The organism is Pseudonocardia sp. Ae505_Ps2 (assembly GCF_001932425.1).
In the GTDB taxonomy this organism is placed as follows: domain Bacteria; phylum Actinomycetota; class Actinomycetes; order Mycobacteriales; family Pseudonocardiaceae; genus Pseudonocardia.
In genome coordinates this window covers 3,310,605-3,334,185 of sequence record NZ_MCIP01000001.1, presented here as the reverse complement: position 1 = coordinate 3,334,185, position 23,581 = coordinate 3,310,605, and the positions used below count along the sequence as shown (strand labels likewise).

Here is a 23,581-nt window from a genome sequence, read left to right as displayed (position 1 = left end):
CGGTGCACGGCCCCCGCGCGCACCGACGATCATCGGAAAGTGCTGCGCCGCAGCCGGAGCGGATGGGAGGGACCTGACACAGTGGGCCGGATGCGTCTCGTCTTCACCCCGGGGGACGACCAGGGGTACGCCGAGGCCCGCAGCCGCCTGCTGGAGCAGTTCTCCCTCTGGGCCCGCCGCCGTCGCGTCGAGGTCGACACCACGCTCGTCGCCGCCGTGCTGGACTACAAGTACGCCCGCGACCGCAGGCTGGGCCGCTGGACCCGCTCGCACATCGCCGACGCGCTGGGCATGTGGTTCCCGCGCAAGGTGACCGTGCTCGAGCCCGACGACGTCGCCCCCGCCTTCCACGCGCTCATCGACTTCCTCGACGAGCACGACTGGTTCGACCCGCAGTCGCACCCGGCGGACGCGCTGCACCGTCAGGTCCTCGACTCCACCCCCGCACTGCACGACGGTCTCGCCGACGAGCGCAACTACGACCTGGGCAAGTTCTGGGGCGTGCAGCTGCACCGCCACGGCGTCGACCCGGCCGACCCGGCCGCCGTGCAGCGGTTCCTCGACCGCGCCGGCGCCGGGGAGACCGACGTCGACCGGCACGCGCTCGCCGAGATCATGCGGCGGGAGGCGCAGCGGCCCACCCGCACCGAGTGGAACCCCGAGCTGCCGCCGGTGCCGATGCCCGGCGCAGCGGCGCTCGTCGAGGCCGCGGAGCGCTCCGAGGCACTCGAGCTGCTCCGCAAGCTGACCCTGTGGGTGCGGGCCGGGCGCCGACTCACCTCCGACGGCCGCCTCGACCGCACCGACGCGCTCGACCTCGCCGCGCACCTGCAGCTCGACCACATCTACCGCGAGACCGCCCGCACCAGCGACGACCTGCCCGAGGTGTCGCTGCTGCTGCGCTGGGCCCGCTCGGCGCGCCTGGTCCGTGTGGTGCGCGGGCGGCTGCTCCCGGTCAAGAGCGCGGGCCCGCTGCTGAACCGGCCGATCGAGCTGTGGCGCAGGGTGTTCGAGTCGGTCGGCCGCCTCGGCGACAGCCTGGGCGGGACCGACGTGTTCGGCGCGCCGTCGCTGTTCGGGATGTCGATGTCGCAGGCCTTCCCGATGCTGTGGGTCGGCCTGTACGCCACCGGCGGCGGGCCGGTCCCGCTCGAGCACTTCCACCGCCAGGTCCGCGACGCCGTCAACGACGAGGCGGGCTGTGTCGTCGACGATCTCGCCGGCGACGTCGAGCAGCGGCTGTGGCGCCGCGACGTCACCGCCCTGCTGGACGCCTGCGAGCTGCTCGGCGCGATCGAGCTGACCGAGACCCTCGACGCCGACGAGCTCGACGAGCTGTCCCGGGTCGCGCACCGCGACGACCCGGACCCCACGGTGGTCGCGCTCACCCCGATGGGGCTGTGGGCGGTGCACGAGTACCTGACCGAGCAGGGCATGCACCTGCCCGCGCCGGGCGAGCTGGCCGACGAGGACGTCGAGTACGTGTGCGTGCGGATGAGCGGGGTGCGGACCGACGTCGCCGAGGCCGAGCTGGCCGCGTGGGCGCTGGCCCGCCACCCCGGCGACGCCGTACGCGAGCTGGACCGCTTCCTGCGCCGCTGCGAGGTGCCGGCCCACCGGGCCCTGGCGCTGCACGCGCTGTCCGTGACCGGCCCGGCCGGGCGGGCGGTGGCCGCCCGGCACCGGCTGCACGTCGCCGAGTCCGTGGCGGTGCCGGCGCCGCACCGCCACGTCGGCCCCACCCCGGCGCCGCGCAGGGCGGCCGCCGAGACGGCAGCGCCGCGCACGGCGGCCGCCGGGACCACGGCGCCGCGCACCGCGGCCGCCGAGACCACGGCGCCGTTGCCGCGCGCCGCGGTCCGGCACAACCTGGAGCCGGCCGGCTGACCCGGCTCAGGTCAGCAGCACGACCTTGCCGGTGACGGTGCGGTCGTCGATCCGGGACAGGGCGGTCGCGGCGTCGTCGAGGCCGAAGCGCTCGCTGATCAGCGGGGTGAGCGCGCCGGAGCGCAGGTGCGGGAGCAGGGCGTCCCACTCGGCGCGGATGAAGTCCGGGCGGCCCAGCGCGTAGGCGCCCCAGCCGACGCCGCGGACGTCGACGTTGTTCAGCAGCAGCCGGTTCACCTTCACCGTCGGGATGTCACCCGCGGTGAACCCGACGACCATGAGGCGGCCGAGCGGGCCGAGGCAGCGGACCGAGTCGGTGAAGCGGTCGCCACCGACCGGGTCGACGACCATGTCGACGCCCGCGCCGCCGGTCAGCTCCTTGACCGCATCCTTGAACCCGTCGACGCCGACGGTGTGCGCCGCGCCCGCGCGCCGCGCGACCTCGGCCTTGGCCTCGGTGGACGTGACACCGATGACGGTGGCCCCCATCGCGGCGGCCAGCTGGACGACCGCGGTCCCGACGCCGCCCGCGGCGCCCTGGACGAGCACCGTCTCCCCCGCCCGCAGGCCACCGCGGGTGTCGAGGGTGAAGTGCGCGGTCAGGTAGTTCATCGGCAGGCAGGCGCCCGCGGCGAACTCCACCTCGTCGGGCAGCGGGAAGACGTGCTGCTCGGGAGCGGAGACGGTCTCGGCGAACACCCCGGACATGGTGAACGCGACGACCCGGTCCCCGGCGGCGAACCGGCTGTCCGGGCCCGCTTCGCGCACCGTGCCGGCGCACTCGGAGCCCAGGGTGAACGGCGGCTCCGGCTTGTACTGGTACATCCCCTTGGTCAGCAGGACGTCCGGGAAGTTCACCCCGGCCGCGGCGACGTCGATGAGGACCTCGCCGTCACCGCGGACCGGCGGCTCGACCTCGGCGACGCGGACCGCGGACGGCCCGTCCAGCTCGCTGACCTGCACTGCACGCACGTGTGCTCTCCCTCGTGGTCCGACGGCGGTGTCCGCCGGTCATCGAACCACGGGCGCGGGTGATCCACACGGGCCGCGGGTACGGCTACACGGGCTGGGCGTCGCCGTAGCGCGGGGTGCGCGGCTCGGTGAGCGCGTCGAGTTCCAGCATGAGGTCCAGGGCGTCGCCGGTGGTGCCCCCGGCCAGGGCGCGCTCCAGCTCGGCGCGACGCTCGGCGGCGCGCCGACGGCAGGCGTCGGCGGTGGCCTTGTGGGCGCGCAGCCGGGCGCGGGCGGGGTCGGCGAGGTCGCGGCCGCCGTTGACGGTGGCGACGCGTTCCTCCAGCAGGTGCGGGTTCACGGGGCCCTCCGATGCGTGGTGGTGGGACGTCGGCTCGGCGGTGACGTGACCGCTGCCACACCCCACGCTAGACGATCAGCGTGTGCTGCGCATCACATCGGTGTGACATCCGCCGCGAACCGGCCGCGGACGCACGACGACCCCCGGCGCCATCGGCACCGGGGGTCGTCGTGGATCGGGTCGGGTCCGGCTCAGTCGCCGCGGCGCGGCTGCGGGATGAGCTGCGCCGGGTCGCGACGGCGCTGGGCGACGGCGTCGGTGGTCAGGTGGTAGTGCCCGCGGCGGGACCGCCGGCACAGGTAGGCTCGCTGCGGGCGCCCCCCGAGGGCCTCCAGCTCGCGGGCGGCACACTCGGCCGCGTCCCGGTCCGGGTAGATGACCTTGCCGTCGCTGCCGGTCGCGGAGGCGCCCAACCGCTCGCGGTCCTCGATCTCGCGCCGCCCGGGCAGGCAGACCTCCGGCCGGCCGGACCGCATGAGCCGCGCGTAGCGGGCCAGCACGCGGCCCCGCTCGCCGTCGACCACGCCTCGTCCGGACGGCAGGTTCTCCACCGACCGCCGTGCCGCGGGGATCATCCCCGGGTGCACCGCCGGAACCCTGTCGAACTGCCCGTCCATGTCGCCTCCACGTCGCCGTCACTTGTGGATCGCTCGACTCATCCTGCCTCGTTACCGCCTGCGGCGGACTCGCTCGATCGTGTCATCTGTCACGCAGACATCGGCAGATTCGCTCACGTTGCGTGACATCGCCTGCTGATCGGCGTGTCGGGGACGCCGCTCGTCGCCGCGTCGGTCGTGCCGTCACACCTGTGGGTACGGCCGTGTGCACCAGCCTGTACGCCCGTGCGGACCGTCCTATCCTGATCCCCCGGGACCGCGCGTGCCCCGGGTCGGGGGACGAAGATGGCGATCCAGCCCGAGACGGGTGTCGGGAACGGGGCAGCCGGCGGCCCGCGGTGGGACGAGGTGTTCACACCGTCCGACCTGGCCGAGGGCGTGTTCGACGTGCGCTGGGACCTGCGTCCGCGGCTGCGTCGCTGGCTGGCCGAGCAGGATCTGGCCACCGCGTCGGGCCGGGAGACGCACCGCCCCGCGATCGACGCGTGGGCCCTGCTCGACGGCGGCGTGATCGCGGTGTCCGCGGTGAGCCTGCCCGGCGTCCCGCCCGGCGCGGTCCCGCTGCCCGGACAGGAGTCCGCCGCCGGCGCCACTCCCCCGCGGAACTCGGCGCTGCTGTCCCCGGGCATGCGGCTGATCGGGCACCGCACGCTGCGGCTGGTCGTCGCCCGCCTCGGGCTGCCCGGCGGCGACGAGCCGTTGCCCGGGGAGCACCGCGACGTGCCCGGCCTGGTCGAGGACCTGTTCGACGCCCGTCGCCGCGACGCCGAGAGCATCGAGCAGGCCGAGCTGCTCGCGACCTGCACCGACCGGACGTCGCTGCGCTGGGTGGTCGCCGCGCTGCGGCCGTGAGACCACCGGCCGTCGGCCGCCCCGCCGTCGGACGGGCGGGTCAGCGGCGCCCCGAGCCACTGCGCAGGACCCCGGTCTGGCGCAGCAGCCCCATCAGGTCGTAGCTGGCGTGCAGTCGGTCGGCGCGGCCGTCCCGGAAGTCGAAGACCTCCAGGCCCACGAAGTCGAACGGGAGGCCGGTCCCGGGGATCCCGGGCGGGGTGAGCGTGCCGGTGAAGTGCCCGGTCCCGCGCCAGGTGAAGGCGGCGCGCGGGACATCGGGTGCGAGCAGCGGCGGCCCGGTGCGTTCCCAGGTCAGGTCCGGGTACGCGGTGAGCACGTAACGCATGTAGTCGGCGGCGGCGTCAGGTCCCCGTACGTCCCAGCCGGAGTTGCGCGTCGTCGGCGTCTCGAGCCGGAAGCCGTCGGTCACCAGCGGGCGGACCCGGTCCGGATCGTGGCTGTTCCACGCGTCGATCCAGCTCCCGTACCAGCCCAGCGCCTCGGTCGGGTCCAGTGGTGCGGCGTCCCGGGCGGCCGAGGGCGAGGGGATCGTCATGGCTCCTCCAGAAACTAATGGTCGTTAGTTTTTAAGCTAGCATAGAATGCTGGGGCGGCACTCCGGCAGCGCCGCGTTCCGGGGCGCTCCGATGTCGTCGTGGCGGTGGGAGGTGAGAATGGCGACCGTGCCCGCCGCGCCCGACCGCCCGTCCAAGGGGGACCGGACCCGACGCCGGTTGCTCGACGCGGCCGCGTCCCTGCTGGCCCGCGACGGGCGGGTCGGGGTCAGCCTCAGCGGGATCGCCGAGGCCGCGGGACTGCGGACCGGGAGCGTCTACTTCCACTTCGGCTCGAAGGACGAGCTGATCGCGACGGTGCTCGAGGAGGGCCTGCGCGAGTCGCTGCGCCACCTCGACGACGCCCTGGCCCCGCTCACCGCCGCCGATGCCGGGGCCCGCCTGTGGGCCGCCGTCCGTGCGCACCTCGACGCCCTGGTGGAGCTGAGCGACTACGCCGCGGTCGTGCTCACCATGCCCGAGCCGGGCCGGGACGCGTCGCTCGCGATCTACCGCGTGCTCCTGCACCGCTACCGGAGCCGGTGGACCGAGCTGGTCGACGACGCGCAACGCGCGGGGGCGATCGCCGCCGGGCCCGCTCCCCGGCTCGTCCGCGATCTGCTGTTCGGGGCGATGAACGCGGTCGCCGACCCCCACGGGCGGCCCGGCCGGACCCCGGCCGACTGCGCCGCCGCCGTGCGGGACCTGCTGGCAGGCCCCCTCGGTGCACCGCCGGGAGGATGACCGCGGTCGGACCGTTCCCGACCCCGCCACGGACCGACACCGCCGGGCCGGGCGGACCGTGGCACCCTCCTGTCGTGACGACCTGGACCAGCGACGAGTGCGCCGCCCACTGGGGCGTGCAGGTGGGCACCTGGAACTCCTACGTCTCCCGCGGCCAGGCACCGCCCCCGCTGCCCGACCCCGGCCCGGACGGCCGCAAGGTCTGGGACGCCGACGCCGTGCGCGCGTTCTCCCGGCCCGGGGTGGGCCGACGCCGGGAGTCCGCCGAGTCCGCGGCCGTGCTCGAACAGCTGCGGGCCGCCGCGGACGCCCCGCGCGAGCGTCGCCGTGAGCTGCTGCGGGCCGGGCGCGAGGCCGGCTGCGAGGTCAGCGCGATGGCGGCGGCGCTCGGTGTGTCCCGGCACACCGCCTACGCCTGGTTGAAGGACTGACCTCCGGCGGCGAGACTGCGCTGGCGTGCGCACCGCAACGGAGGGGGACGGCGTGCTGGTCTCGACGGCCGTACGGACGGCGACGAAGCGGCTCATCCCGCTGCTCGCCCTGGCCTATCTGCTGAACTACATCGACCGGGTCAACGTCGGGTTCGCGTCGCTGACGATGAACGCCGACCTGGGCCTGTCCGCGGCCGCCTACGGTCTGGGCGCCGGGCTGTTCTTCGTCGGGTACTTCTTCTTCGAGGTCCCGTCCAACGTGATCCTGCACCGGGTCGGGGCGCGGATCTGGATCGCCCGGATCATGGTGACCTGGGGCGTCGTCGCGTCGTCGACGGCGTTCATCCAGGGCGAGATCGGCTTCTACGTCGTGCGGGTGCTGCTCGGCATCGCCGAGGCCGGCTTCTTCCCGGGCATCATCCTGTATCTGACCTACTGGTTCCCGAGGGTCGAGCGGGCGCGGATCGTCGCCCTGTTCTTCCTGGCCGTGCCGCTGTCCTCGGTGGTCGGCGGGCCGCTGTCGACGTGGCTGATCTCGATCGGCGACGGCGCCCTGGGCTTCGACGCCGGCTGGCGTTTCATGTTCTTCGTCGAGGGCATCCCGGCGGTGCTGCTGGGCATCGCGGTGCTGTGGCTGCTGCCGGACCGTCCGACCCGGGCCCGGTGGCTGCCCACCGACCAGGCGGTCGCGCTGGAGGAGCGGATCGCCGCCGAGGACGCGGCGGCGGCCGGGCAGGACCGCGGGGTCGCCGCCGCCCTGCGCGACGGCCGGGTGGTGGCCCTGTCGGTCGTCTACTTCGGGATCGTGTTCGGGCTCTACGTCCTGGCGTTCTTCCTCCCCCAGATCGTCGCCGGGTTCGAGCAGCAGTTCGGCGCCGACTACTCGCTGGTCGAGGTCGGCCTGATCACCGCGGTGCCGTACGCGATCGCGTCGGTGACGATGGTGCTGTGGGCCCGGCGCTCCGACCGCAGCGGGGAGCGGCCGCTGCACGTGGCCGTCCCCGCCGTCGTGGGGGCGGTGGCGATCGCGGGCGCGCTGTACATGGACTCGCCGTTGCTGGTCATGGCCTGTGTGACCGTCTGCGCGATCGGGGTCTTCGCCGCGATCCCGCCCTTCTGGTCGCTGCCGAACGCCTTCCTCACCGGCGCCGGGGCCGCCGCCGGGATCGGGTTGATCAACTCCTTCGGCAACCTGTCCGGGTTCGTCGGTCCGTTCGTCGCGGGATGGCTCAAGGACCTGACCGGTGACTCGCGGGCCGGGATGTGGGTGGTCGCGGTGATGATGCTGATGTCGGCGGCGATCGCGATCGGCTTCCGCCGGACCGCGCAGCGCGCTGCGGCGGCAGAGGCAGAGGCGGCAGAGGCGGCGAAGGCGACCGACCGGACGGTCGACCCTCGACGGTGACCGACCGGTCGCGGCGGCACCGCGGAGCGCGCACCGGTACGGGCCGTGGGACCCGGCCCGGCGCACGCGCTCGGGGGATCGGCCCCCGAGCAGGTCAGTACCCGATCGCGCTCGCGTAGTGGACCGCGCCGAACGCGACGGCGGACGCGGCCACGGCAAGGGTGGCCAGCGCGAACGGCCAGGCCGGACGACGTTCGACGACCCGCAGCACGGTCATGGCGAGACCGGCCACGCCGGCGGCCGCGGCGACCACCAGCGAGCCGCCGACCGACACGAGCACGGCCGACGAGCTGCACGTGCGCGGCGGGCAGTACTCGAAGAAGGCGACCAGGAAGACGGCGCCGAAGATCCCGAGGGCGACCAGCATCCCGGTCACGACGAGCGCGGCCCCGGACAGCGCCGCGTCCCACCGGACGATCGGCCGGCGCCGCGTCTCCGGACGCACGGGACCGGTCGACAGCATGGCGCCAACGGTACCGCTACCGGCCGGTACAGGACAGATCGGACATCGGTCGTCACCGTTCGGTGAGCGGCCGCGCGGTGGATCCCGACTGGCAGCCGGGGCACCAGAAGAGGTTCCGCGTGCGGACCTCGGCGTGCGCGATCGGGGCGCCGCAGACCAGGCAGGGCTGTCCGGTGCGGCGGTAGGCGTAGACGACGCTGGCGCAGACCGCGCCGCGGTCGGGCGGCTCCAGCAGGGCCGGGTCGTGCTCGGGACGCAGCGTCTCGATCCGGCCGCGCCGCTCGCCGTCGTGGAGCATCGCGGTCAGGTCGTCCCAGAGCAGCGCGAAGGACCGGTCGTCGAGGTCACGGGCCGGGGTCATCGGGTCCAGACCGGTACGGAACAGCGTCTCGGCGCGGAAGACGTTGCCGATGCCCGCGATCACCGACTGGTCCATGAGCACCGCTGCCAGCGGGGCCCTGGAGCGGGCGAACCGTTCCCGGACGCGGGCCGGGTCGGCGTCGTCGCGCAGCGGGTCCTCGCCGAGTCGGGCCCGCAGCTGCGCCACCCCGGCGTCGTCGAGCAGCTCGCAGGCGGCCGGACCGCGCAGGTCGGCGTAGTGGGTCTCGCCGACGATCCGCATCCGGACCTGGCCGCGCGGCGGCTCCCGGGGCAGCTCCCGGTTCGGGAACCGGCCCCACAGCCCGAGGTGGACGTGCACGGTGGTGTCCGGACCGTAGTGCTGGAACAGGTGCTTGCCGTGGGCCTGCACGTCGACCAGCACCCGCCCGTCGACGATCTCGGCTCCGGTGCTGAACCGGCGCTGCGGACTGGACACCGCCACCGGCCGGCCCGCGTAGCGGCGGCGCTGGAGCCGCGCGAGCCGGTGCACGGTGTGTCCCTCGGGCATGCGGCGGGATCCCCCGCGGGGGCGGGTCCTACTCCCCCGATGAGACACCCACCGCGTGCCGGGCCGGGGTGCGGCCGCGTCCGGCGACGAGCGCGTCGACCGAGAACCGGCCCGGTCCGGCCGCGGCCAGCGCGAGTCCGCCCGCGGCGATCACGCCGACCAGCTCCCAGCCGCCCGAGTCGACGAACGGGTTCAGACCGGGGTGCGCGAACAGGTAGGCCCCCACCATCTCGACGGCGACGACGAGCCCGGCGACGGTCGTCGCGGCACCGGCGAGCAGCAGCACGCCGCCTCCGATCTCGACCGCGATCGCGAACAGCGCGGACACCGTCGGCAGCGGGATGCCCATGCCGGCGAAGCCCGACGCGACACCGCCGACCCCGTTCGAGAGCTTCTGCAGACCGTGGGCGACGAGGACGACGCCGACGAGCAGCCGGACCAGCAGGAGTGCGATGTCGGAGAACGGCGTGGGAAGCGGGCGCATGGATGCCTCTCGATCGTTGAACGTTCACGCTTTCGCAGTCCGAGGCTACCGGATCGTCCGAAAGGCGTAGTCGTGTCCGCGGTCACTTCCCGCGGGGACACTGTCGCCGTCCGGGTTGCGCCGCGGCACGGCGGGCGATCAGGTGGACCCGTGCCCGACTTCTCGACGCTGTCCCACCTGGAGTGCTCCCGCACCGGCGAGGTCCTCGACGCCGACACCGTGCAGGGCACCTCGGGCTCCGGCGCCCCGCTGCTCGCCCGCTACGACCTGGACCGCGCCCGCACCCTGGTGACCCCGGCCGACATCGCCGCCCGCCCGCCGGACCTGTGGCGCTACCACGAGGTGCTGCCCGTACGGGACCCCGCGCACGTGGTGACGATGGGCGAGGGCATGACCCCGCTGCTGCCGCTCCCCCGGGCCGGCGCCCGCCTCGGGCTGCCGGGCCTGCGGATGAAGGACGAGGGCCTGATCCCGACCGGGGCGTTCAAGGCCCGCGGTGCCGCCGTCGGCGTCTCCCGCGCCGCCGAACTCGGCGTCCGCGCGGTCGCGATGCCCACCAACGGCAACGCCGGTGCCGCCTGGGCGTGCTACGCCGCGCGGGCCGGGCTCGGCGCGCTGATCGCGATGCCGGTCGACGCCCCGGAGATCACCCGGCGCGAGGTCGCCGTCTCCGGCGGGGAGCTGTACCTGGTCGACGGCCTGATCGGCGACGCCGGGAGGCTCGTCGCCGACGCCGTCGCCCGTCGCAACTCCGACGGGGCCGGATACCAGGACACCTCGACGCTGCGCGAGCCGTACCGCATCGAGGGCAAGAAGACGATGGGCTACGAGATCGTCGAGCAGCTCGGCTGGCGCTGCCCGGACGTGATCCTCTACCCGACCGGCGGCGGCGTCGGGATCATCGCGATCCACAAGGCCCTGGCGGAGATGCGGGAGCTGGGCTGGATCTCCGGTCCGCTGCCGCGGCTGGTCGCGGTGCAGGCCACCGGGTGCGCCCCGATCGTCGAGGCGTTCGAGGCCGGGCTGCGCGAGTCGACCGCCCCGGCCGACCCGCACACGGTCGCGTTCGGGATCACCGTGCCCAAGGCGTTGGGCGACTTCCTCGTCCTCGACGCCGTGTACGACACCGGCGGGACCGCCGTCGCCGTCTCCGACGACGAGCTGCTCGCCGCCGAGCACGCCCTCGCCCGCGACGAGGGCACCTGGATCTGCCCGGAGGGCGCGGCCTGCGTCGCCGCGGCGGGCCGGCTGCGGGAGTCGGGCTGGCTCGACGGGTCGGAGACGGTCGTCGTGCTGAACACCGGCAGCGGGCTGATCTACCCCGACACCGTGCCCGCCGACGCGCCGGTGCTGGCGACCGACGGGCGCATCCCGTGACCGCGGCGTACCGGCCCGGACCGGTGATCCGGGGCATCGAGCGGGTCGGGAACCGGGTGCCGCACCCGTTCTTCCTGTTCTGGATCCTCCTGCTGCTGCTCGGGGTCGGCTCGGCGGTGCTGGCCGCGAACGGGGCGACCGCGCAGCTGCCGGGCGCCCCGCAGGCACAACCGGTCCGCGACATCCTGTCCGTGGCGGGCCTGCGGCAGCTGCTCACCACCATGGTGGACAACTTCATCGGCTTCCCGCCGCTGGGCGTGGTGCTCACGATGCTGCTGGGCGTCGGGATCTGCGAGCGCACCGGGCTGCTGCGGTCGCTGGTGAACATCGCGCTGACCCGGGTACCGCGGCGCTTCATGCCGTATGCGGTGGCCTACCTGTGCGTGCAGGGCCACTTCATGGGCGACGCGGCGATGGTGATCCTCCCCCCGCTGGCGGCGCTCGCGTTCGCCTCGGTGGGGCGGCATCCGGTCGCCGGGGCGCTCGGCGCGTTCGCGGCGACGGCCGTCGGCTACGGCTCCGGGCTGATCGTCGGTGCGCTGGACGCGAACCTGGCCGCGCTGACCGAGTCGGTGCTGCCGCCGGGGACGCCGCCGGACATCGGCGTCGGGGTGCTCATGAACTACTGGTTCCAGGCGGTGTCGGCGCTCGTGCTGCCCGCGGTGCTCGGCTGGATCCTGGCGCACCGCGTCGAGCCGGGGCTGCCCCCGGTCGACCCGGAGCCGGACGCGGCGGGTGAGCCGGACACGACGGTCACCGCGCGGGAGCGGCGCGCGCTGCGGGTGGCGGGCGTCGCCCTCGCGGTGTGGCTGGTCTGCGCGCTGGCGGCCTGGCTCGTGCCCGGCGGCCCGCTGCAGGGCGACGACGGGTCCCTGATCGACTCCCCGTTCCTCGACGGGATCGTCCCGCTGCTGTTCCTGACCTTCCTCGTCACCGGCCTGGCCTACGGCATCGCCGCGGGCGTGGTGACCCGCCCGTCGGACATGCCGGAGATGATGGCCGAGTCGCTGAAGGGGATGCTCGGGTTCGTCGTCATCGCCTTCTCCGCGGGCCAGTTCATCGCGATGTTCACCTGGAGCGGGGTCGGGACGTGGCTGGCGGTGGAGGGGTCGGCCGGGCTGCGCGCGATCGGCCTGACCGGGCTCGGCGCATTGCTGCTCGCGCTGGTGCTGTGCTCGGTGCTGGCGATGGTGGTGTTCTCCGGGGCGTCGCTGTGGACGGTGCTGGCGCCGGTACTGGTGCCGGTGTTCGTCGGGCTGGGCCTGCACCCGGCGGTCATCCAGGCGACCTACCGGATCGGTGACGCGATCACCAACCCGATCTCGCCGCTGAACCCCTACCTGTACGTGCTGCAGCTGACCTGCCGTCGCTACGACCGCTCGTTCACCCTGGGCGCGGTGTTCTCGCGGATGGCGATGTTCGTCGTGCCGGTGTTCGTGGTGTGGGTGGTCATCCTCTGCGTGTTCGTCCTGCTGGGGCTGCCGCTCGGCCCGGGGACGACGATCCGGCTGGCCGGGTGAGCACCGGTAGCCTGCGGGCGTGTCACTCCTGCGCCCCGGATCCGAGCCCTCCCCCGCACCGCTGTCGCGGTACTGGCGGACCTACGTGGCCGAGTGCGCCGAGCAGGTGCAGCGCTTCCACCGGATCACCACGGTGATCTCGGCGATGCAGGTGCGGACCTGGCTCACCGAGATCGGCAAGCGGCTGGACTCGGAGCTGGAGGCGGTGCAGCGCCTGGCCGCCGTCGGCGACTCGATCGAGCCCGCCCGGTTCCGGCTCACCGAACCGCCCGCCAAGCGGATCGCCGCCCGGCTGAACAAGGCCAAGGCGTCGCTGAAGCAGTCGGTCGACCAGGCCGCGGAGATCGCCGAGCAGGCGGTGCTGGACCCGACCCACGACGACGTCCGGGTGCACCTGAAGGTCCTCAACGAGCAGGTCGGGCGGCTGGCGATCGCCGCCCCGATGGAGGACGAGCCCGCCGACCGGCCGCGCCGCCGCCGGTGGGGCGGCGCGGCCTCCTGACCGTCAGAAGGGTCGGTCGCCCGCGATCGCGACGCGCTCCGCGACCCGGGTGTGCGGGTGGTAGTCGCCGACCGCGTAGTGCTGGGTCGCCCGGTTGTCCCAGAACGCGAGCGTCCCCTCGGACCAGCGGTAGCGGACCTGGAACTCGGGCACGTGGGCCTGGGCGAACAGGTGCCGCAGCAGCGCGTCGGACTCCTCGCGCGGGAGCCCGACGATCTCCGTCGTGAACGAGGCGTTCACGAACAGCGTGCGGCGCCCGGTCTCCGGATGGGTCCGGACGACGGGGTGGGTCACCGGCGGGAACAGGTCGCGGCCACGGGCCAGCCGCTCCGGGTCCAGGAACCGGGCGAAGCCGGGCACCATGTCGTGCACCGCGACGGCGTCGTCGATGCGCGCCCGCACCTCGTCGGTGAGGTTGTCGTAGGCGACGGCCATGTCGGCCCACACCGTGTCCCCGCCGAACGGTGGCGTCTGCACCATCCGCAGCATGGCGCCCATGGCCGGTGCGGGACGGAACGTGGTGTCGGCGTGCCAGATGTTCTCGTAGGTGCGCCTGCCGGTGCCGAAACGGACGACGTCGGCGGCGTCGCCGGTGTCGAGCATCGGGTTGGTCTCCAGGTCGCCCCAGAGCAGCGCGAGTTCGCGCTGCCGGTCGCTGGTGAGGTGCTGGCCGGGGAAGAACAGGACCTTCCACTCCAGCAGTGCCCGGTGCAGCTCGGCCCGCAGGTCCTCGTCGACGCGGTCACGCAGGTCGATACCGGTGATCTCGGCGCCCAGGGTGCGCCCGAGCGGGGTGAGGGTGAAGGCCTCGAAGTCCGCGCCACATCGGTCCGCCCCGTCGCCCGGGAGGCGGGCCAGCAGGCGCTCACCCTCCAGGAGGTCGACGGCGGGTGTGGAACGGGGCCGGGTGACCGGCGCATCGAGGTGGATCGTCACGTCCGCGATGGTGCGTCCGCCGTCCGGTGGTGGACAACCGGGCGTCCACTGCGCGGTGACCTGTCCGGTCAACTTCGGCGCGCACCGCCCCGGACCCGGGGGAGTCGACCAGCCGGCACCGGCCCGTCGCGCTCGTACCCGGTGCCGCCGCCGCACGGTGCCGCCGCTCGGTGCCGCCGCTCGGTGCTGTCGCTCGGTGCCGCCGCCACTCGGTGACGCCGATCCGCCCCGTCCGCCCCAAGGATGTGACGGTTGTGAATCCGCTTACCGGGTAAGCGGATTCGCAGCACCCCACTTCCGCGACGGACCGGGCGGCGCGGGCGTGCCGGCGTCGGTTGCTCGAAACCGTCGCACCCGGCAGGCAGGATGGACCCATGACGACCACCGAGTCCCCGACCGAGAAGCGCTCCGGTCTCGACCTCAGCTGGGTCGACCCGGACGTCCGTCCCCAGGACGACCTGTTCACCCACGTGAACGGCCGGTGGCTGGCGACCCACGAGATCCCCGACGACCGTTCGCAGGACGGTGCGTTCCGCGTCCTGCGCGACCGGGCCGAGGACCAGGTCCACGAGATCGTGGAGGAGTGCGCGGCCTCCTCGGAGCCCGGCACCGAGGCCCGCAAGATCGGCGACCTGTACCGCTCGTTCATGGACGTCGAGCGGGTCGAGGAGCTCGGCACCGCGCCGCTGCGCCCGCTGCTCGACGAGATCTACGCCGCCACCGACCGGGCCGCGCTCGCGACCGTGCTCGGCCGGCGTCAGCGCGAGGGCCGGGCCGCGCTGTTCGGCGAGTTCATCGCGACCGACCTCAAGGACTCCTCCCGCTACCTGGTGAACCTCAACCAGGCCGGGCTGGGCCTGCCCGACGAGTCGTACTACGGCGACGAGGGCGACCCCGAGATCCGGGCGAAGTACGTCGAGCACCTGCGGCGCCTCGCCGAGCTGGTCGGGCTGGCCGAGCCGGAACGCGTCGCCGAGCAGGTCATGGACCTGGAGACCGCGCTGGCCGACGCGTCCTGGGACCGGGTCCTCAACCGCGACGCCGAGAAGACCTACACCCTGATGACCCGCGAGGAGCTGCGGGCCGCTGCCCCCGGCTTCGACTGGGCCGAGTGGGAGTCCGCGCTGGGGGTGCCCGCGCACGCCTACGACGAGGTGATCGTCCGCCAGCCGAGCTTCGTCACCGCCGCCGGTGAGCTGTGGGCCGGGCGCCCGCTGGAGCAGTGGCAGGCGTGGCTCGCGCTGACCGTCGCCGGGTCGTGCGCGGAGTTCCTCTCCGCGGACCTGGTCGAGGCCGACTTCGACTTCTTCGGCCGCACCCTGTCCGGCACCCCGGAGCTGCGCGAGCGCTGGAAGCGCGGGGTGTCGCTGGTGGAGGGCGCGCTGGGCGAGGCCGTCGCGAAGATCTACGTCGAGCGGCACTTCCCGCCGCGGGCCAAGGAGCGCATCACCGAGCTGGTCGACAACATCGTCGAGGCCTACCGCCGGTCGATCTCCACCCTGGACTGGATGAGCCCGGCCACCCGGGAGCGGGCGCTGGACAAGCTCGGCAAGTTCACACCGAAGGTCGGCTACCCGGACTCCTGGAAGGACTACTCCGACCTGCAGATCGACCCGGCCGACCTGCTCGGCAACGCGGGTCGCGCGGCCCAGTGGCGCCACGACTTCGAGTACGCCAAGCTAGGCGGCCCCGTCGACCACGGCGAGTGGCTGATGACCCCGCAGACGGTCAACGCCTACTACCACCCGCGGCTCAACGAGATCGTGTTCCCGGCAGCGATCCTGCAGCCGCCGTTCTTCGACGCCGATGCCGACGACGCCGCGAACTACGGCGGCATCGGCGCGGTCATCGGCCACGAGATCGGGCACGGCTTCGACGACCAGGGCTCCCGCTACGACGGCGACGGCAACCTCACCGACTGGTGGGAGTCCGCCGACCGGACCGAGTTCGAGTCCCGCGCGCAGATGCTGATCGACCAGTACGACGGCCTGTCCCCCGCCGGGCTGCCCGACCACAAGGTCAACGGCTCGCTGACGGTCGGCGAGAACATCGGCGACCTGGGCGGGCTGACGATCGCGCTGAAGGCGTACGCGATCGCGCACGAGGGCTTCGAGCCGCCGGTGATCGACGGTCTGACGGGTGAGCAGCGGGTGCTGTTCGGGTGGGCGCAGGTGTGGCGGGCGGTGACCCGCGACGCGGAGGCGATCCGGCGGCTCACCACCGACCCGCACTCGCCGCCGGACCTGCGGTGCAACGCGGTCGTCACGAACCTCGACACCTTCCACGAGGCGTTCGGGGTGACCGAGTCCGACGGGCTCTACACCGACCCGGACCGGCGCGTCCGGATCTGGTGACACGGTCCCCCGCGCCGGGTTGACCGGCCGGCGCGGGGGTATCCGTCCCCATGACGCAGACGTTCGCCAAGGGCACGTGGGTGGCCTGGAACTGGGGCAACGGCACCCCGACCGGCAAGGTGGTGGACCACTCCACCGACCGGATCGAGAAGACGATCAACGGGTCGACGCAGTCCCGGAACGGGACCGAGGACAACCCGGCCTACGTGCTGGAGCAGGAGGACGGCCAGACCGTGCTCAAGCTCCACTCGGAGCTGAGGAAGGCGTGACCCGCCGGCGGCGGCGCCGCACCACCAGGTAGACCACGACGAGCAGGACCAGGAAGGGCACACCCGCCTGCGCCGCCGTCGCGAACTGGGTGGTGAACGGCGTCGTCGCCAGCACCGCGGCGACGAACAGCATCGCCGCGACCGTCGTGTACGGCGCGCCCCAGAGGCGGACCGGGGACGCCTCACCGGCGCCCGCCCGGCGGAACGCGAGGTGCGCGGCGAAGATCAGCAGCCAGGTCACCAGTGCCCCGAACAGGGCCAGCCCGACGAGCAGCGGGAACGCGGTGGCCTCGGCGAACACCGAGACCAGGGACGCGAGGGCCAGCCCGACCGCGGACAGCGCGAGTGCCCGCTGCGGGGCGCCGTGCCGGTTGACCCGGGCCAGCGAGCGGGGCGCGTAGCCGTCGCGGGCCAGCGAGTAGGTCATCCGCGCGGTCACGTAGAGGTTGGTGTTCATCGCCGACAGCGCCGCGGTCAGCACGACGAGGTTCATCACCGTGGCCGCCGCGGGCACCCCGGCCTGGGCGAAGAGCCGCACGAACGGCGACTCGCCGACGTCGTCGCCGGTGGTCACGGTGTTCCAGGGCACCAGGGTCACCACCACCAGCATGGCGCCGACGTAGAAGATCGCGAGCCGCACGACGGTGCGCCGGGCGGCCCGCGGGATGTCGCGCACCGGGTCCGACGACTCGGCCGCGGTGACGGCGACGGCCTCGGTGCCCAGGAACGAGAAGGTCACCACGGTCAGCGCGAGCCAGATCGCGCCGATCCCGTTCGGGGCGAACCCGCCGTGCGCGGTGAGCGCCCCGAGTCCGACCGGTTCCTGCCCGGGCAGCCCGAACACGATCGCGACGAGACCGACGGCGATGAACGCCACGATCGTCACCACCTTGATCATTGCGAACCAGTACTCGGTCTCGCCGAAGAAGCGGACCGCGCCCGCGTTGACCGCCAGCATCACCACGGAGAACCCGACGACCGGGATCCACAGCGGCAGGTCGGGGTACCAGAACGTCAGGTAGAGCCCGGCGGCGACGACCTCGCTGCCGATGTTCACGACCTGCGCGGCCCAGTACATCCACCGCTGCACGAACCCGGCGCCGGGCCCGAGGTAGCGCTGGGTGATGGGCCCGAACCCGCCGGCCTCGGGGTGGCGCACCACCATCTCGGCCAGCGCGTAGGCCAGGACCAGCGCGACGACCGCGGCGACGACGTAGGCGACGATCACCGCGGGACCGGCGAGGGAGATCGCGAGCCCGGAGCCGAGGAACAGCCCGGTGCCGATCGCGCCGCCCACGGCGATCATGCCGATCTGGCGCCCGTCGAGTTCGCGGCGCAGGCCGTCCATGGTGCTCCCCGTGCGGTACCGCTCCCCCGGCCCGGGATGGCGGGCGGGGCGCGCCGGCACGGCGCCCGGCCGGCTGGGCCGGGTGCGGTGCGTGGCGCAACGGGCGGTGATCCTCGCACGAACCCGACGGGCTCAGTCCCGGGGGCCGTCCGGCGGGGCCTCGACCAGCGCCCGCCGGAACCAGGTCACGTCGCGCCACGCACCGAGCTTCCAGCCGACCCCGCGGAACGTGCCGACCTCGGTGAAGCCCAGCGCGCGGTGCAGGGCGGCGCTCGCCTCGTTCGGCTCGGTCATCCCGGCGACGGCGACGACCATGCCGCGCGCGGCGAGCTCGGTGAACAGCGCCTCGTACAGCGCTCGGCCCACACCCCGGCCGCGGGCCTCGGGGGCCAGGTAGACCGAGACCTCGCAGGTCCGCCCGTAGGCTGCGCGGGACTTCCAGGGCCCGCCGTAGGCGTAGCCGAGCACCGCGCCGCCGGGACCGACCGCGACCAGCCAGGCGTGACGCTCCTGGGCGGCCGCGATCCGCTCGGCCATCTCGACCGGACCGGGCGGCTCGACCTCGAAGCTGATCGCGGTGTCGCGGACGTAGGGGGCGTAGACGGCGGCGCAGGCGTCGGCGTCCTCGGCGGTCGCCGGGCGGACGAGGGGTGGGGTCGGCACGGACACAGGGAATCACGGTGCATCGGTGGCCGTCGCGGGTGAGGATCGCCGGTGTGCTCCTGTCGATCGTGCTCGGACTCCTCTTCGGCCTCGCCGGCACGTCGACGTCCGGGGTGACGGTCGCGCTCCCGCACCTGGCCGCCGACCTCGGGGTCGGGACCGCGACCGCGACCTGGATGGTCAGCGGGTACGCCGTCGCGCTGGCCGTGGCGACGCCGGTGCACGGACGGCTCGCCGACGCCGTCGGGATCCGGGCCCCGCTGTGCATCGGAGCGGGCCTGCTCGGGCTGGGGGCGCTCGCCGCCGCGGCGGCGCCGAACTTCGGGCTGCTGATGACCGCCCGGATCGTGCAGGGGATCGGAGCCGCGGCGATCCCGGTGCTGGCCTCGGCGCTGCTCTCGGCCCGGATCCCGCCGGAGCGACGCGGCGGCGCGCTGGGACGGCTGGCCGGGACCTCCGCCGCGTTGTCCGCGCTCGGGCCGCTGATCGGCGGGGCGCTGACGACGGTGGGCGGGTGGCGGGCCGCGGTCGCACTGCCCGCGCTGGCGCTGCTCGCCCTCCCCTACCTGTGGCGGCACTCGGTGGTCCGTGGCGACGGCGCCCGGGTGGACCTGGCGGGCGCGGTGATCGTCGCGACCGCGGTGACCGGCCTGGTGCTGCTGGTGCAGTCGCCCGGCGCCGGTGCGGTCGCGGCCGTCGCCGGTGGGGTGCTGCTCGCCGTCGGCGTGCCCATGACGGCGCTGTGGGTGCGGGCCCGTCCCGACGGGTTCCTGCCACGCGGGGTGGTCGGGAACGCGACGGTGGTGCGCAGCTCGCTGTGCGCGTCGGTGGTGCCGGCCAGCTGGTTCGCGCTGCTGCTGGGCATCCCGCTGGAGCTCGCCGAGCGCGGCTGGAGCCCGCTGTCCACCGGGCTGGTGCTGGTGCCCTCGGCGGTGGTGGCGCTGGTGTGCCCGGCGGCGTCGGGGTTCCTGCAGACCCGGATCGGAGCACACCGGACACTCACCCTGGCCTGCGCGACGACCGTCGTCGGGCTGGTGCTCGGCGTGGCCGGGGTGGCGACCCACCTGCCGTGGGTGCTGGCGCTCGCCCCGATGCTGGTGACACTGGCGTTCGGCACCGGCCAGCCCGCGATGATCGCCTCGGTCGGTGCCGCGGTGCCGCAGGACCGGCGCAGCGGCGCGATCGGGGTCGCGACGCTGTGCTTCCTCACCGGCGCCGGGATCGGGGCGGCGGCGATCGGCGGGTTCGCCGCCGTCCTCGGGCTGAGCGCGGCGCTGGCGCTGCTGCTGGTGCTGCCCGTCGCCGGGACCGCGGTGCAGCTGGTCGCGGGGCCCCGGCCCGGGACGGCGTGATCGTTCACCCGCGCGCCACCCCGACGACGCCGGGTGGTCGCCGGGGCGTCCGCTCCGGCCGCGATCGTCCCCGTTCGGGTGATCACCGTGCCGGACCGGCCGGGCCCGAACGAGGAGCGCCCGTGTCCCGAACCGCCGTCCGCACCGTCCTCGTCGCGACCGTCGCGGCGCTCGTCGTGGGTGCGACGACCGGCGCCACCGCAGCGCCGCTCGCCGCGCCGGCAGCAGTGCCGTCCGCAGCACAGACAGCAGTGCCGTCCGCAGTGCCACCGACCGCCCCGTCCGCCGCGCAGGCCCGCGAGGGCGACCTGCTGGAGGTGCGCCTGCGCGACCTGCGGCCCACCCAGCCGAACATCGGCCACGACCAGATCCACTACAAGCTGGGCCGCTACGCGGGCACGAAGGACACCGACCGCGGCACGCCGAACAAGCGGTTCGACGACTGGTGCGAGGCCGACGGGCGGGGCGAGGCCGCCGAGGCCGGACCGGGCGCCACGCTGCGCGACCCGTCGTCGTTCCGGTGCACGATCGCGACCGGTGCGGAGACTCCGGCGTCGCTCGCGGCGATGAAGACCGTCGTCGTCGGGCCCGGGAACGCGCTGTACCTGACCGACGGCCACCACACGACGACGTCACTGCTGGAGACCGCCGACGGCGGACCCGACGTGCGGGTCCGGATGCGGGTGCAGGCGAACCTGTCCCGGCTGACGCCGGCCGCGTTCTGGACGCAGATGCAGGCCCGGTCCTGGGTGTGGCTGCGCACCGCCGACGGCACCACCATCACCCCGCAGCAGCTCCCCGACCGGATCGGGCTGGCGCTGCTGCCCGACGACCCCTACCGCGGGCTCGTCTACTTCACCCGCGACATCGGCTACGCCCCGCCTGCCGACGCCCCGGAGTACCTGGAGTTCTTCTGGGCCTCCTGGCTGCGCACCCGGATCGACCTGGGCCGCTACGACCTGCACGACCCGGCCTCGTACCTGCGCGCGGTGAAGGACGCCTCGCAGCTGATGTCCTCGACGCCGGGCGACACCGAGATCGCGCCCGGCCGGACCGCGGACCAGCTCGGCCGGATCGCCCGCTGGAACGACGGCAAGGCCGCCGACAAGGGCGAGTTCGGCGACCTGTCCCGCCCGATCACCGACCCGAAGCCCGGCAAGGTCGCCTACGCCGTCGACTCCCGCAACCGGGTCCCGGCCACGCCGGCGTGCACCCGCACCGTGACCGGGGCGTACACCGGCCCGCTGACCGTCGGCTCGGGGGTGCTCTGCCTGGATCGGGCGCGGGTCCGCGGGCCGGTCACGGTGACCGGCGGCGCGAGCCTGGTGCTGCGCGGGTCCGACGTGACCGGCCCGGTGACCGCGACCCGGGCCCGCGTCGTCGAGGTGTGCGGGGCCCGGGTGACCGGGCCGGTCGTCGTGCGGGGAAGCACCGAGCGGACGCGGGTCGGAGGCTGGGCCTGCACCCCGAACGAGGTGCGCGGCCCGGTCGTCGTCGGCTGAGCGTCACCGACGCCCAGCTCGGCGATCGGCGGCGCGACCCACCAGCGCGCTCAGCGCCCCGCCCCGATCGAGCGCCGGACCTCCTCGGCGTAGAGCCGGCGCAGCTCCGCGATCCGGGTGGCCCCGACCAGCCGCGGGTCGGTGCCGGGGTTCTCCCGGGTGACGACGTCGTCGAGCCACACCCGGAAGCAGCCGTGGAGCCCGCGGACCAGCCCGTCGAGCAGGCACGACGCCGGCTCGAGCGGGTCCAGGACGGTCGAGACCGCACGGTGGCCGTGCTCGGGGTGCGGGGCCTGCTCCGGGCACACGACGAACCACCCCTGCCGGGCCAGGACGGCCTCCTGGAACAGGTCGAGGACCACCTCCTCCTCGGCGGCCCCGGCGAGGGTGCACAGCACGTGCCGGGCCACCGCGAGGTCCTCGTGTCCGATGGCCTCGGCGAGCGCGACGACGTCGGGCACCGCATGCCCGACCCGCTCCGCGACGAGCGCGGCGGAGGCCCGCAGCCAGCGCAGGGTCGCGACGGCGGCCGCGTTCGGCTCGACCGACGTCACGATCGCGGGCGGCCCGAGCGGGTCGTCGTGCAGCAGCGAGTGGGCGACGAGGAGCTGCTCGGCCGGGGCGTCGCACCGCGGGTGGACGACGGCCTGGGCGGAGCGGCCGGTGAGGACGCCGTCGTCGGCGTCGAGGACGGCGTCGGTCTCGGCGCGGACGTCGGCGACGACGGCGTCGCGGAACGCCTGCCCCGGTGCCCGCGCCACGATCCGGCCGAGCAGGTGCGCGGTCTCGGCACAGCCGTCCTCCATGACGCGCAGCAGGTCTCCGACCGGCTGGTTCGGGTGGCGGACCGCCGCGGCCAGCTCCGCCGGGTCGATCTCGTGCGCGGCCTGGTCGGCGTAGGCGGCCCACAGGTGCCTCGACAGGGCGCTCAGCGCGGTCGCGGTGCGGCGGGCCAGGGAGTGGTCGAGGGTCCGCGGGACGCGGGCGGCCCGGTGGGCGACGGCGCCGTCGCCGGTGGGCCAGCAGGCGACGATCGTCGAGGCGACCGGGTCGTGGGCGTAGGTGGTCATGCGGCTTGGACGACGCCGGGTGCGACTCGGTTCCGCCGGGTCCGCGATCGGGCACCGTTGGCCGCGCCCGTGGTCGGTGGGTATCCGTGGATCAGGAGCGGCACCATCACTCTCGCCGGGAATCGGCTGATCCACCCCGGGCGAACACGAACACCGACTACGCTCGCCCGGTGACGCTCAGCCCGGAGCGGCAGCGGTCGTTCGAAGGCCTCATCTCCCAGGTCAGCGCGGACAACGTCCTCGCGGTGGCACGAGTGCTCCGTACCCGGGCCGACGACATGGAGTCGATGCTCAACGCCAGTCTCAACGGCCTCGACCTCAGACCCTGTGCCGAGGATCCTGTATCCCTCGACGCCCGCGACCTCTTCCAGCGGAAGATCGACCAGATTCTGGCCGGGCACTGGGCCCAGTGTGCCGAGCTCCGCGCAGCCCACACGGCCCTGCGCGCGACGGCGCTGGAGTACGGCGTCACCGACGCCGATCTTGCACGTGAGTTCGGGGACGACTCGTGATGCGCACCCGGCTGGTCATCGGGCTGGCCGTCACCGTGCTCCTCACCGGCTGCGGAGGCGCTGCCCGACACGACGAGCAGGACCGGCCGGTGTCGTTCCCGCCTCGGCCGTTCGAACTGGACGTCACGACGGTGGACCCGTGCGACGGCCTCGCCCCATCGGATCGCGATCGCCTCGGCGTCCGGACGACGAAACCCGGCACGAGCCAGGACGGCACGTCGAACGACTGCACATGGAGCACCCGCGACGGTCTGGGCTACACACTCCAGACCTTCCACGTCGATGCAGCTCAGGCGTTCGAGCCCGGCAGCTCCGAGATCGTCGAGGTCGCGGGGTTCGGCGCCGTCCAGCGATCGCTGGCTGCCCCGGGGACGGGTCTACCGCTCTGTCAGCTCGTGCTCGACGTCGCCGACACCGCGTCGCTCCGTGCTCAGGTCCAGGTCACACCGCTGGCCGAGAGGGGCGGGGCGTACACCGGCAGGTCGATCTGTGACCGTCTCCGTGGCGAGGCCTCGCGGATGATGGCGAACCTGCGCGCGGCCCACGCCGGCTGACC

At 74.2% G+C, this 23,581-nt stretch carries 25 protein-coding genes; 14 read left to right on the top strand and 11 right to left on the bottom strand.

Going from position 1 to position 23,581, the window contains the following annotated elements:
* The first annotated feature begins 90 nt into the window (after window positions 1–90).
* Window positions 91–1,887, top strand: a complete 1,797-nt coding sequence (locus Ae505Ps2_RS15955; protein WP_075307149.1) for a hypothetical protein — start codon at window positions 91–93, stop codon at window positions 1,885–1,887.
* A gap of 6 nt (window positions 1,888–1,893) precedes the next feature.
* Here the strand turns inward: Ae505Ps2_RS15955 and Ae505Ps2_RS15950 are convergent, their stop codons facing one another.
* The 3 genes from Ae505Ps2_RS15950 to Ae505Ps2_RS15940 form a co-directional block, all read right to left on the bottom strand.
* Entirely contained in the window at window positions 1,894–2,859 is a 966-nt protein-coding gene (locus Ae505Ps2_RS15950) for an NADPH:quinone oxidoreductase family protein (protein WP_075333579.1), read from the bottom strand.
* An 85-nt stretch (window positions 2,860–2,944) separates the two neighbouring features.
* Window positions 2,945–3,199 carry a hypothetical protein gene (locus Ae505Ps2_RS15945; protein ID WP_075553743.1) on the bottom strand — a complete coding sequence of 85 codons (255 nt, stop codon included), beginning with the start codon at window positions 3,197–3,199 and terminating at the stop codon, window positions 2,945–2,947.
* 191 nt (window positions 3,200–3,390) lie between these two features.
* Entirely contained in the window at window positions 3,391–3,816 is a 426-nt protein-coding gene (locus Ae505Ps2_RS15940; protein ID WP_075307155.1) for a hypothetical protein, read from the bottom strand.
* Window positions 3,817–4,101: 285 nt separating this feature from the next.
* Between Ae505Ps2_RS15940 and Ae505Ps2_RS15935 the strand changes: the two genes are divergently transcribed.
* Window positions 4,102–4,668 (top strand): hypothetical protein, encoded by a 567-nt coding sequence (locus Ae505Ps2_RS15935; RefSeq protein ID WP_075307157.1) that lies wholly within the window; start codon window positions 4,102–4,104, stop codon window positions 4,666–4,668.
* 40 nt (window positions 4,669–4,708) lie between these two features.
* Here the strand turns inward: Ae505Ps2_RS15935 and Ae505Ps2_RS15930 are convergent, their stop codons facing one another.
* Window positions 4,709–5,206: a nuclear transport factor 2 family protein gene (locus tag Ae505Ps2_RS15930; protein WP_075307159.1), complete on the bottom strand. Its 498-nt coding sequence runs from the start codon at window positions 5,204–5,206 to the stop codon at window positions 4,709–4,711.
* A 118-nt stretch (window positions 5,207–5,324) separates the two neighbouring features.
* On the opposite strand from Ae505Ps2_RS15930, the gene Ae505Ps2_RS15925 reads away from it, so the two are divergent.
* From Ae505Ps2_RS15925 to Ae505Ps2_RS15915, 3 genes are all read left to right on the top strand, one after another.
* Entirely contained in the window at window positions 5,325–5,948 is a 624-nt protein-coding gene (locus Ae505Ps2_RS15925) for a TetR/AcrR family transcriptional regulator (RefSeq protein WP_075307161.1), read from the top strand.
* 74 nt (window positions 5,949–6,022) lie between these two features.
* Window positions 6,023–6,379: a hypothetical protein gene (locus Ae505Ps2_RS15920; protein ID WP_020622387.1), complete on the top strand. Its 357-nt coding sequence runs from the start codon at window positions 6,023–6,025 to the stop codon at window positions 6,377–6,379.
* A gap of 25 nt (window positions 6,380–6,404) precedes the next feature.
* Window positions 6,405–7,784, top strand: a complete 1,380-nt coding sequence (locus tag Ae505Ps2_RS15915) for an MFS transporter (RefSeq protein WP_233147591.1) — start codon at window positions 6,405–6,407, stop codon at window positions 7,782–7,784.
* A gap of 94 nt (window positions 7,785–7,878) precedes the next feature.
* Here Ae505Ps2_RS15915 and Ae505Ps2_RS15910 read toward each other — a convergent pair whose 3' ends face one another.
* Genes Ae505Ps2_RS15910 through Ae505Ps2_RS15900 form a run of 3 tightly spaced genes read right to left on the bottom strand, consistent with a single transcriptional unit; the run spans window position 7,879 to window position 9,620 of the window.
* Window positions 7,879–8,247, bottom strand: coding sequence for a hypothetical protein (locus Ae505Ps2_RS15910; RefSeq protein ID WP_020622389.1), 369 nt, complete (start codon window positions 8,245–8,247; stop codon window positions 7,879–7,881).
* Window positions 8,248–8,299: 52 nt separating this feature from the next.
* Window positions 8,300–9,136, bottom strand: a complete 837-nt coding sequence (locus Ae505Ps2_RS15905; protein ID WP_020622390.1) for a DNA-formamidopyrimidine glycosylase family protein — start codon at window positions 9,134–9,136, stop codon at window positions 8,300–8,302.
* Between the two features lie 28 nt (window positions 9,137–9,164).
* A complete protein-coding gene (locus Ae505Ps2_RS15900; protein ID WP_075307165.1) occupies window positions 9,165–9,620 on the bottom strand; it encodes a DoxX family protein in 456 nt (151 codons plus the stop codon).
* A 150-nt stretch (window positions 9,621–9,770) separates the two neighbouring features.
* On the opposite strand from Ae505Ps2_RS15900, the gene Ae505Ps2_RS15895 reads away from it, so the two are divergent.
* The 3 genes from Ae505Ps2_RS15895 to Ae505Ps2_RS15885 are packed head-to-tail and all read left to right on the top strand — an operon-like array spanning window position 9,771 to window position 13,019.
* The gene (locus Ae505Ps2_RS15895; protein ID WP_075307167.1) at window positions 9,771–10,997 is read left to right on the top strand and encodes a threonine synthase; all 1,227 of its coding nucleotides are present in this window, start codon (window positions 9,771–9,773) and stop codon (window positions 10,995–10,997) included.
* On the top strand, window positions 10,994–12,517 hold the full coding sequence (locus Ae505Ps2_RS15890; RefSeq protein ID WP_075307169.1) for an AbgT family transporter: 1,524 nt from the start codon (window positions 10,994–10,996) through the stop codon (window positions 12,515–12,517). Before Ae505Ps2_RS15895 ends, Ae505Ps2_RS15890 begins: the two co-directional genes overlap by 4 nt.
* A 19-nt stretch (window positions 12,518–12,536) precedes the next feature.
* Window positions 12,537–13,019 (top strand): hypothetical protein, encoded by a 483-nt coding sequence (locus tag Ae505Ps2_RS15885; protein ID WP_075550130.1) that lies wholly within the window; start codon window positions 12,537–12,539, stop codon window positions 13,017–13,019.
* A gap of 3 nt (window positions 13,020–13,022) precedes the next feature.
* On the opposite strand, the gene Ae505Ps2_RS15880 is transcribed toward Ae505Ps2_RS15885, so the two are convergent.
* Window positions 13,023–13,955 carry a TauD/TfdA family dioxygenase gene (locus Ae505Ps2_RS15880; RefSeq protein ID WP_020622395.1) on the bottom strand — a complete coding sequence of 311 codons (933 nt, stop codon included), beginning with the start codon at window positions 13,953–13,955 and terminating at the stop codon, window positions 13,023–13,025.
* 374 nt (window positions 13,956–14,329) lie between these two features.
* On the opposite strand from Ae505Ps2_RS15880, the gene Ae505Ps2_RS15875 reads away from it, so the two are divergent.
* Window positions 14,330–16,309 (top strand): M13-type metalloendopeptidase, encoded by a 1,980-nt coding sequence (locus Ae505Ps2_RS15875; RefSeq protein WP_075333582.1) that lies wholly within the window; start codon window positions 14,330–14,332, stop codon window positions 16,307–16,309.
* A gap of 50 nt (window positions 16,310–16,359) precedes the next feature.
* Window positions 16,360–16,578 carry a DUF2945 domain-containing protein gene (locus tag Ae505Ps2_RS15870; protein ID WP_020622397.1) on the top strand — a complete coding sequence of 73 codons (219 nt, stop codon included), beginning with the start codon at window positions 16,360–16,362 and terminating at the stop codon, window positions 16,576–16,578.
* Here Ae505Ps2_RS15870 and Ae505Ps2_RS15865 read toward each other — a convergent pair.
* On the bottom strand, window positions 16,547–17,926 hold the full coding sequence (locus tag Ae505Ps2_RS15865; protein ID WP_075307185.1) for an amino acid permease: 1,380 nt from the start codon (window positions 17,924–17,926) through the stop codon (window positions 16,547–16,549). The genes Ae505Ps2_RS15870 and Ae505Ps2_RS15865 overlap by 32 nt on opposite strands.
* A 132-nt stretch (window positions 17,927–18,058) precedes the next feature.
* The gene (locus tag Ae505Ps2_RS15860) at window positions 18,059–18,589 is read right to left on the bottom strand and encodes a GNAT family N-acetyltransferase (protein ID WP_212567638.1); all 531 of its coding nucleotides are present in this window, start codon (window positions 18,587–18,589) and stop codon (window positions 18,059–18,061) included.
* A gap of 53 nt (window positions 18,590–18,642) precedes the next feature.
* Between Ae505Ps2_RS15860 and Ae505Ps2_RS15855 the strand changes: the two genes are divergently transcribed.
* Together Ae505Ps2_RS15855 and Ae505Ps2_RS15850 are read left to right on the top strand one after the other, a co-directional pair.
* Complete coding sequence (locus Ae505Ps2_RS15855) at window positions 18,643–19,941, top strand: MFS transporter (RefSeq protein ID WP_075550131.1); 1,299 nt, start codon at window positions 18,643–18,645, stop codon at window positions 19,939–19,941.
* A 122-nt stretch (window positions 19,942–20,063) separates the two neighbouring features.
* Window positions 20,064–21,443, top strand: coding sequence for a ParB/Srx family N-terminal domain-containing protein (locus Ae505Ps2_RS15850; protein ID WP_212567637.1), 1,380 nt, complete (start codon window positions 20,064–20,066; stop codon window positions 21,441–21,443).
* Between the two features lie 50 nt (window positions 21,444–21,493).
* On the opposite strand, the gene Ae505Ps2_RS15845 is transcribed toward Ae505Ps2_RS15850, so the two are convergent.
* Window positions 21,494–22,513, bottom strand: a complete 1,020-nt coding sequence (locus tag Ae505Ps2_RS15845; protein ID WP_075307189.1) for a hypothetical protein — start codon at window positions 22,511–22,513, stop codon at window positions 21,494–21,496.
* Window positions 22,514–22,683: 170 nt separating this feature from the next.
* Here Ae505Ps2_RS15845 and Ae505Ps2_RS15840 point away from each other — a divergent pair, with 170 nt between their 5' ends.
* Both Ae505Ps2_RS15840 and Ae505Ps2_RS15835 read left to right on the top strand, forming a co-directional pair.
* The gene (locus Ae505Ps2_RS15840; protein ID WP_083695781.1) at window positions 22,684–23,025 is read left to right on the top strand and encodes a PE domain-containing protein; all 342 of its coding nucleotides are present in this window, start codon (window positions 22,684–22,686) and stop codon (window positions 23,023–23,025) included.
* Window positions 23,025–23,579 (top strand): DUF3558 family protein, encoded by a 555-nt coding sequence (locus Ae505Ps2_RS15835; protein WP_075307191.1) that lies wholly within the window; start codon window positions 23,025–23,027, stop codon window positions 23,577–23,579. Before Ae505Ps2_RS15840 ends, Ae505Ps2_RS15835 begins: the two co-directional genes overlap by 1 nt.
* The last annotated feature ends 2 nt before the right edge of the window (window positions 23,580–23,581 follow it).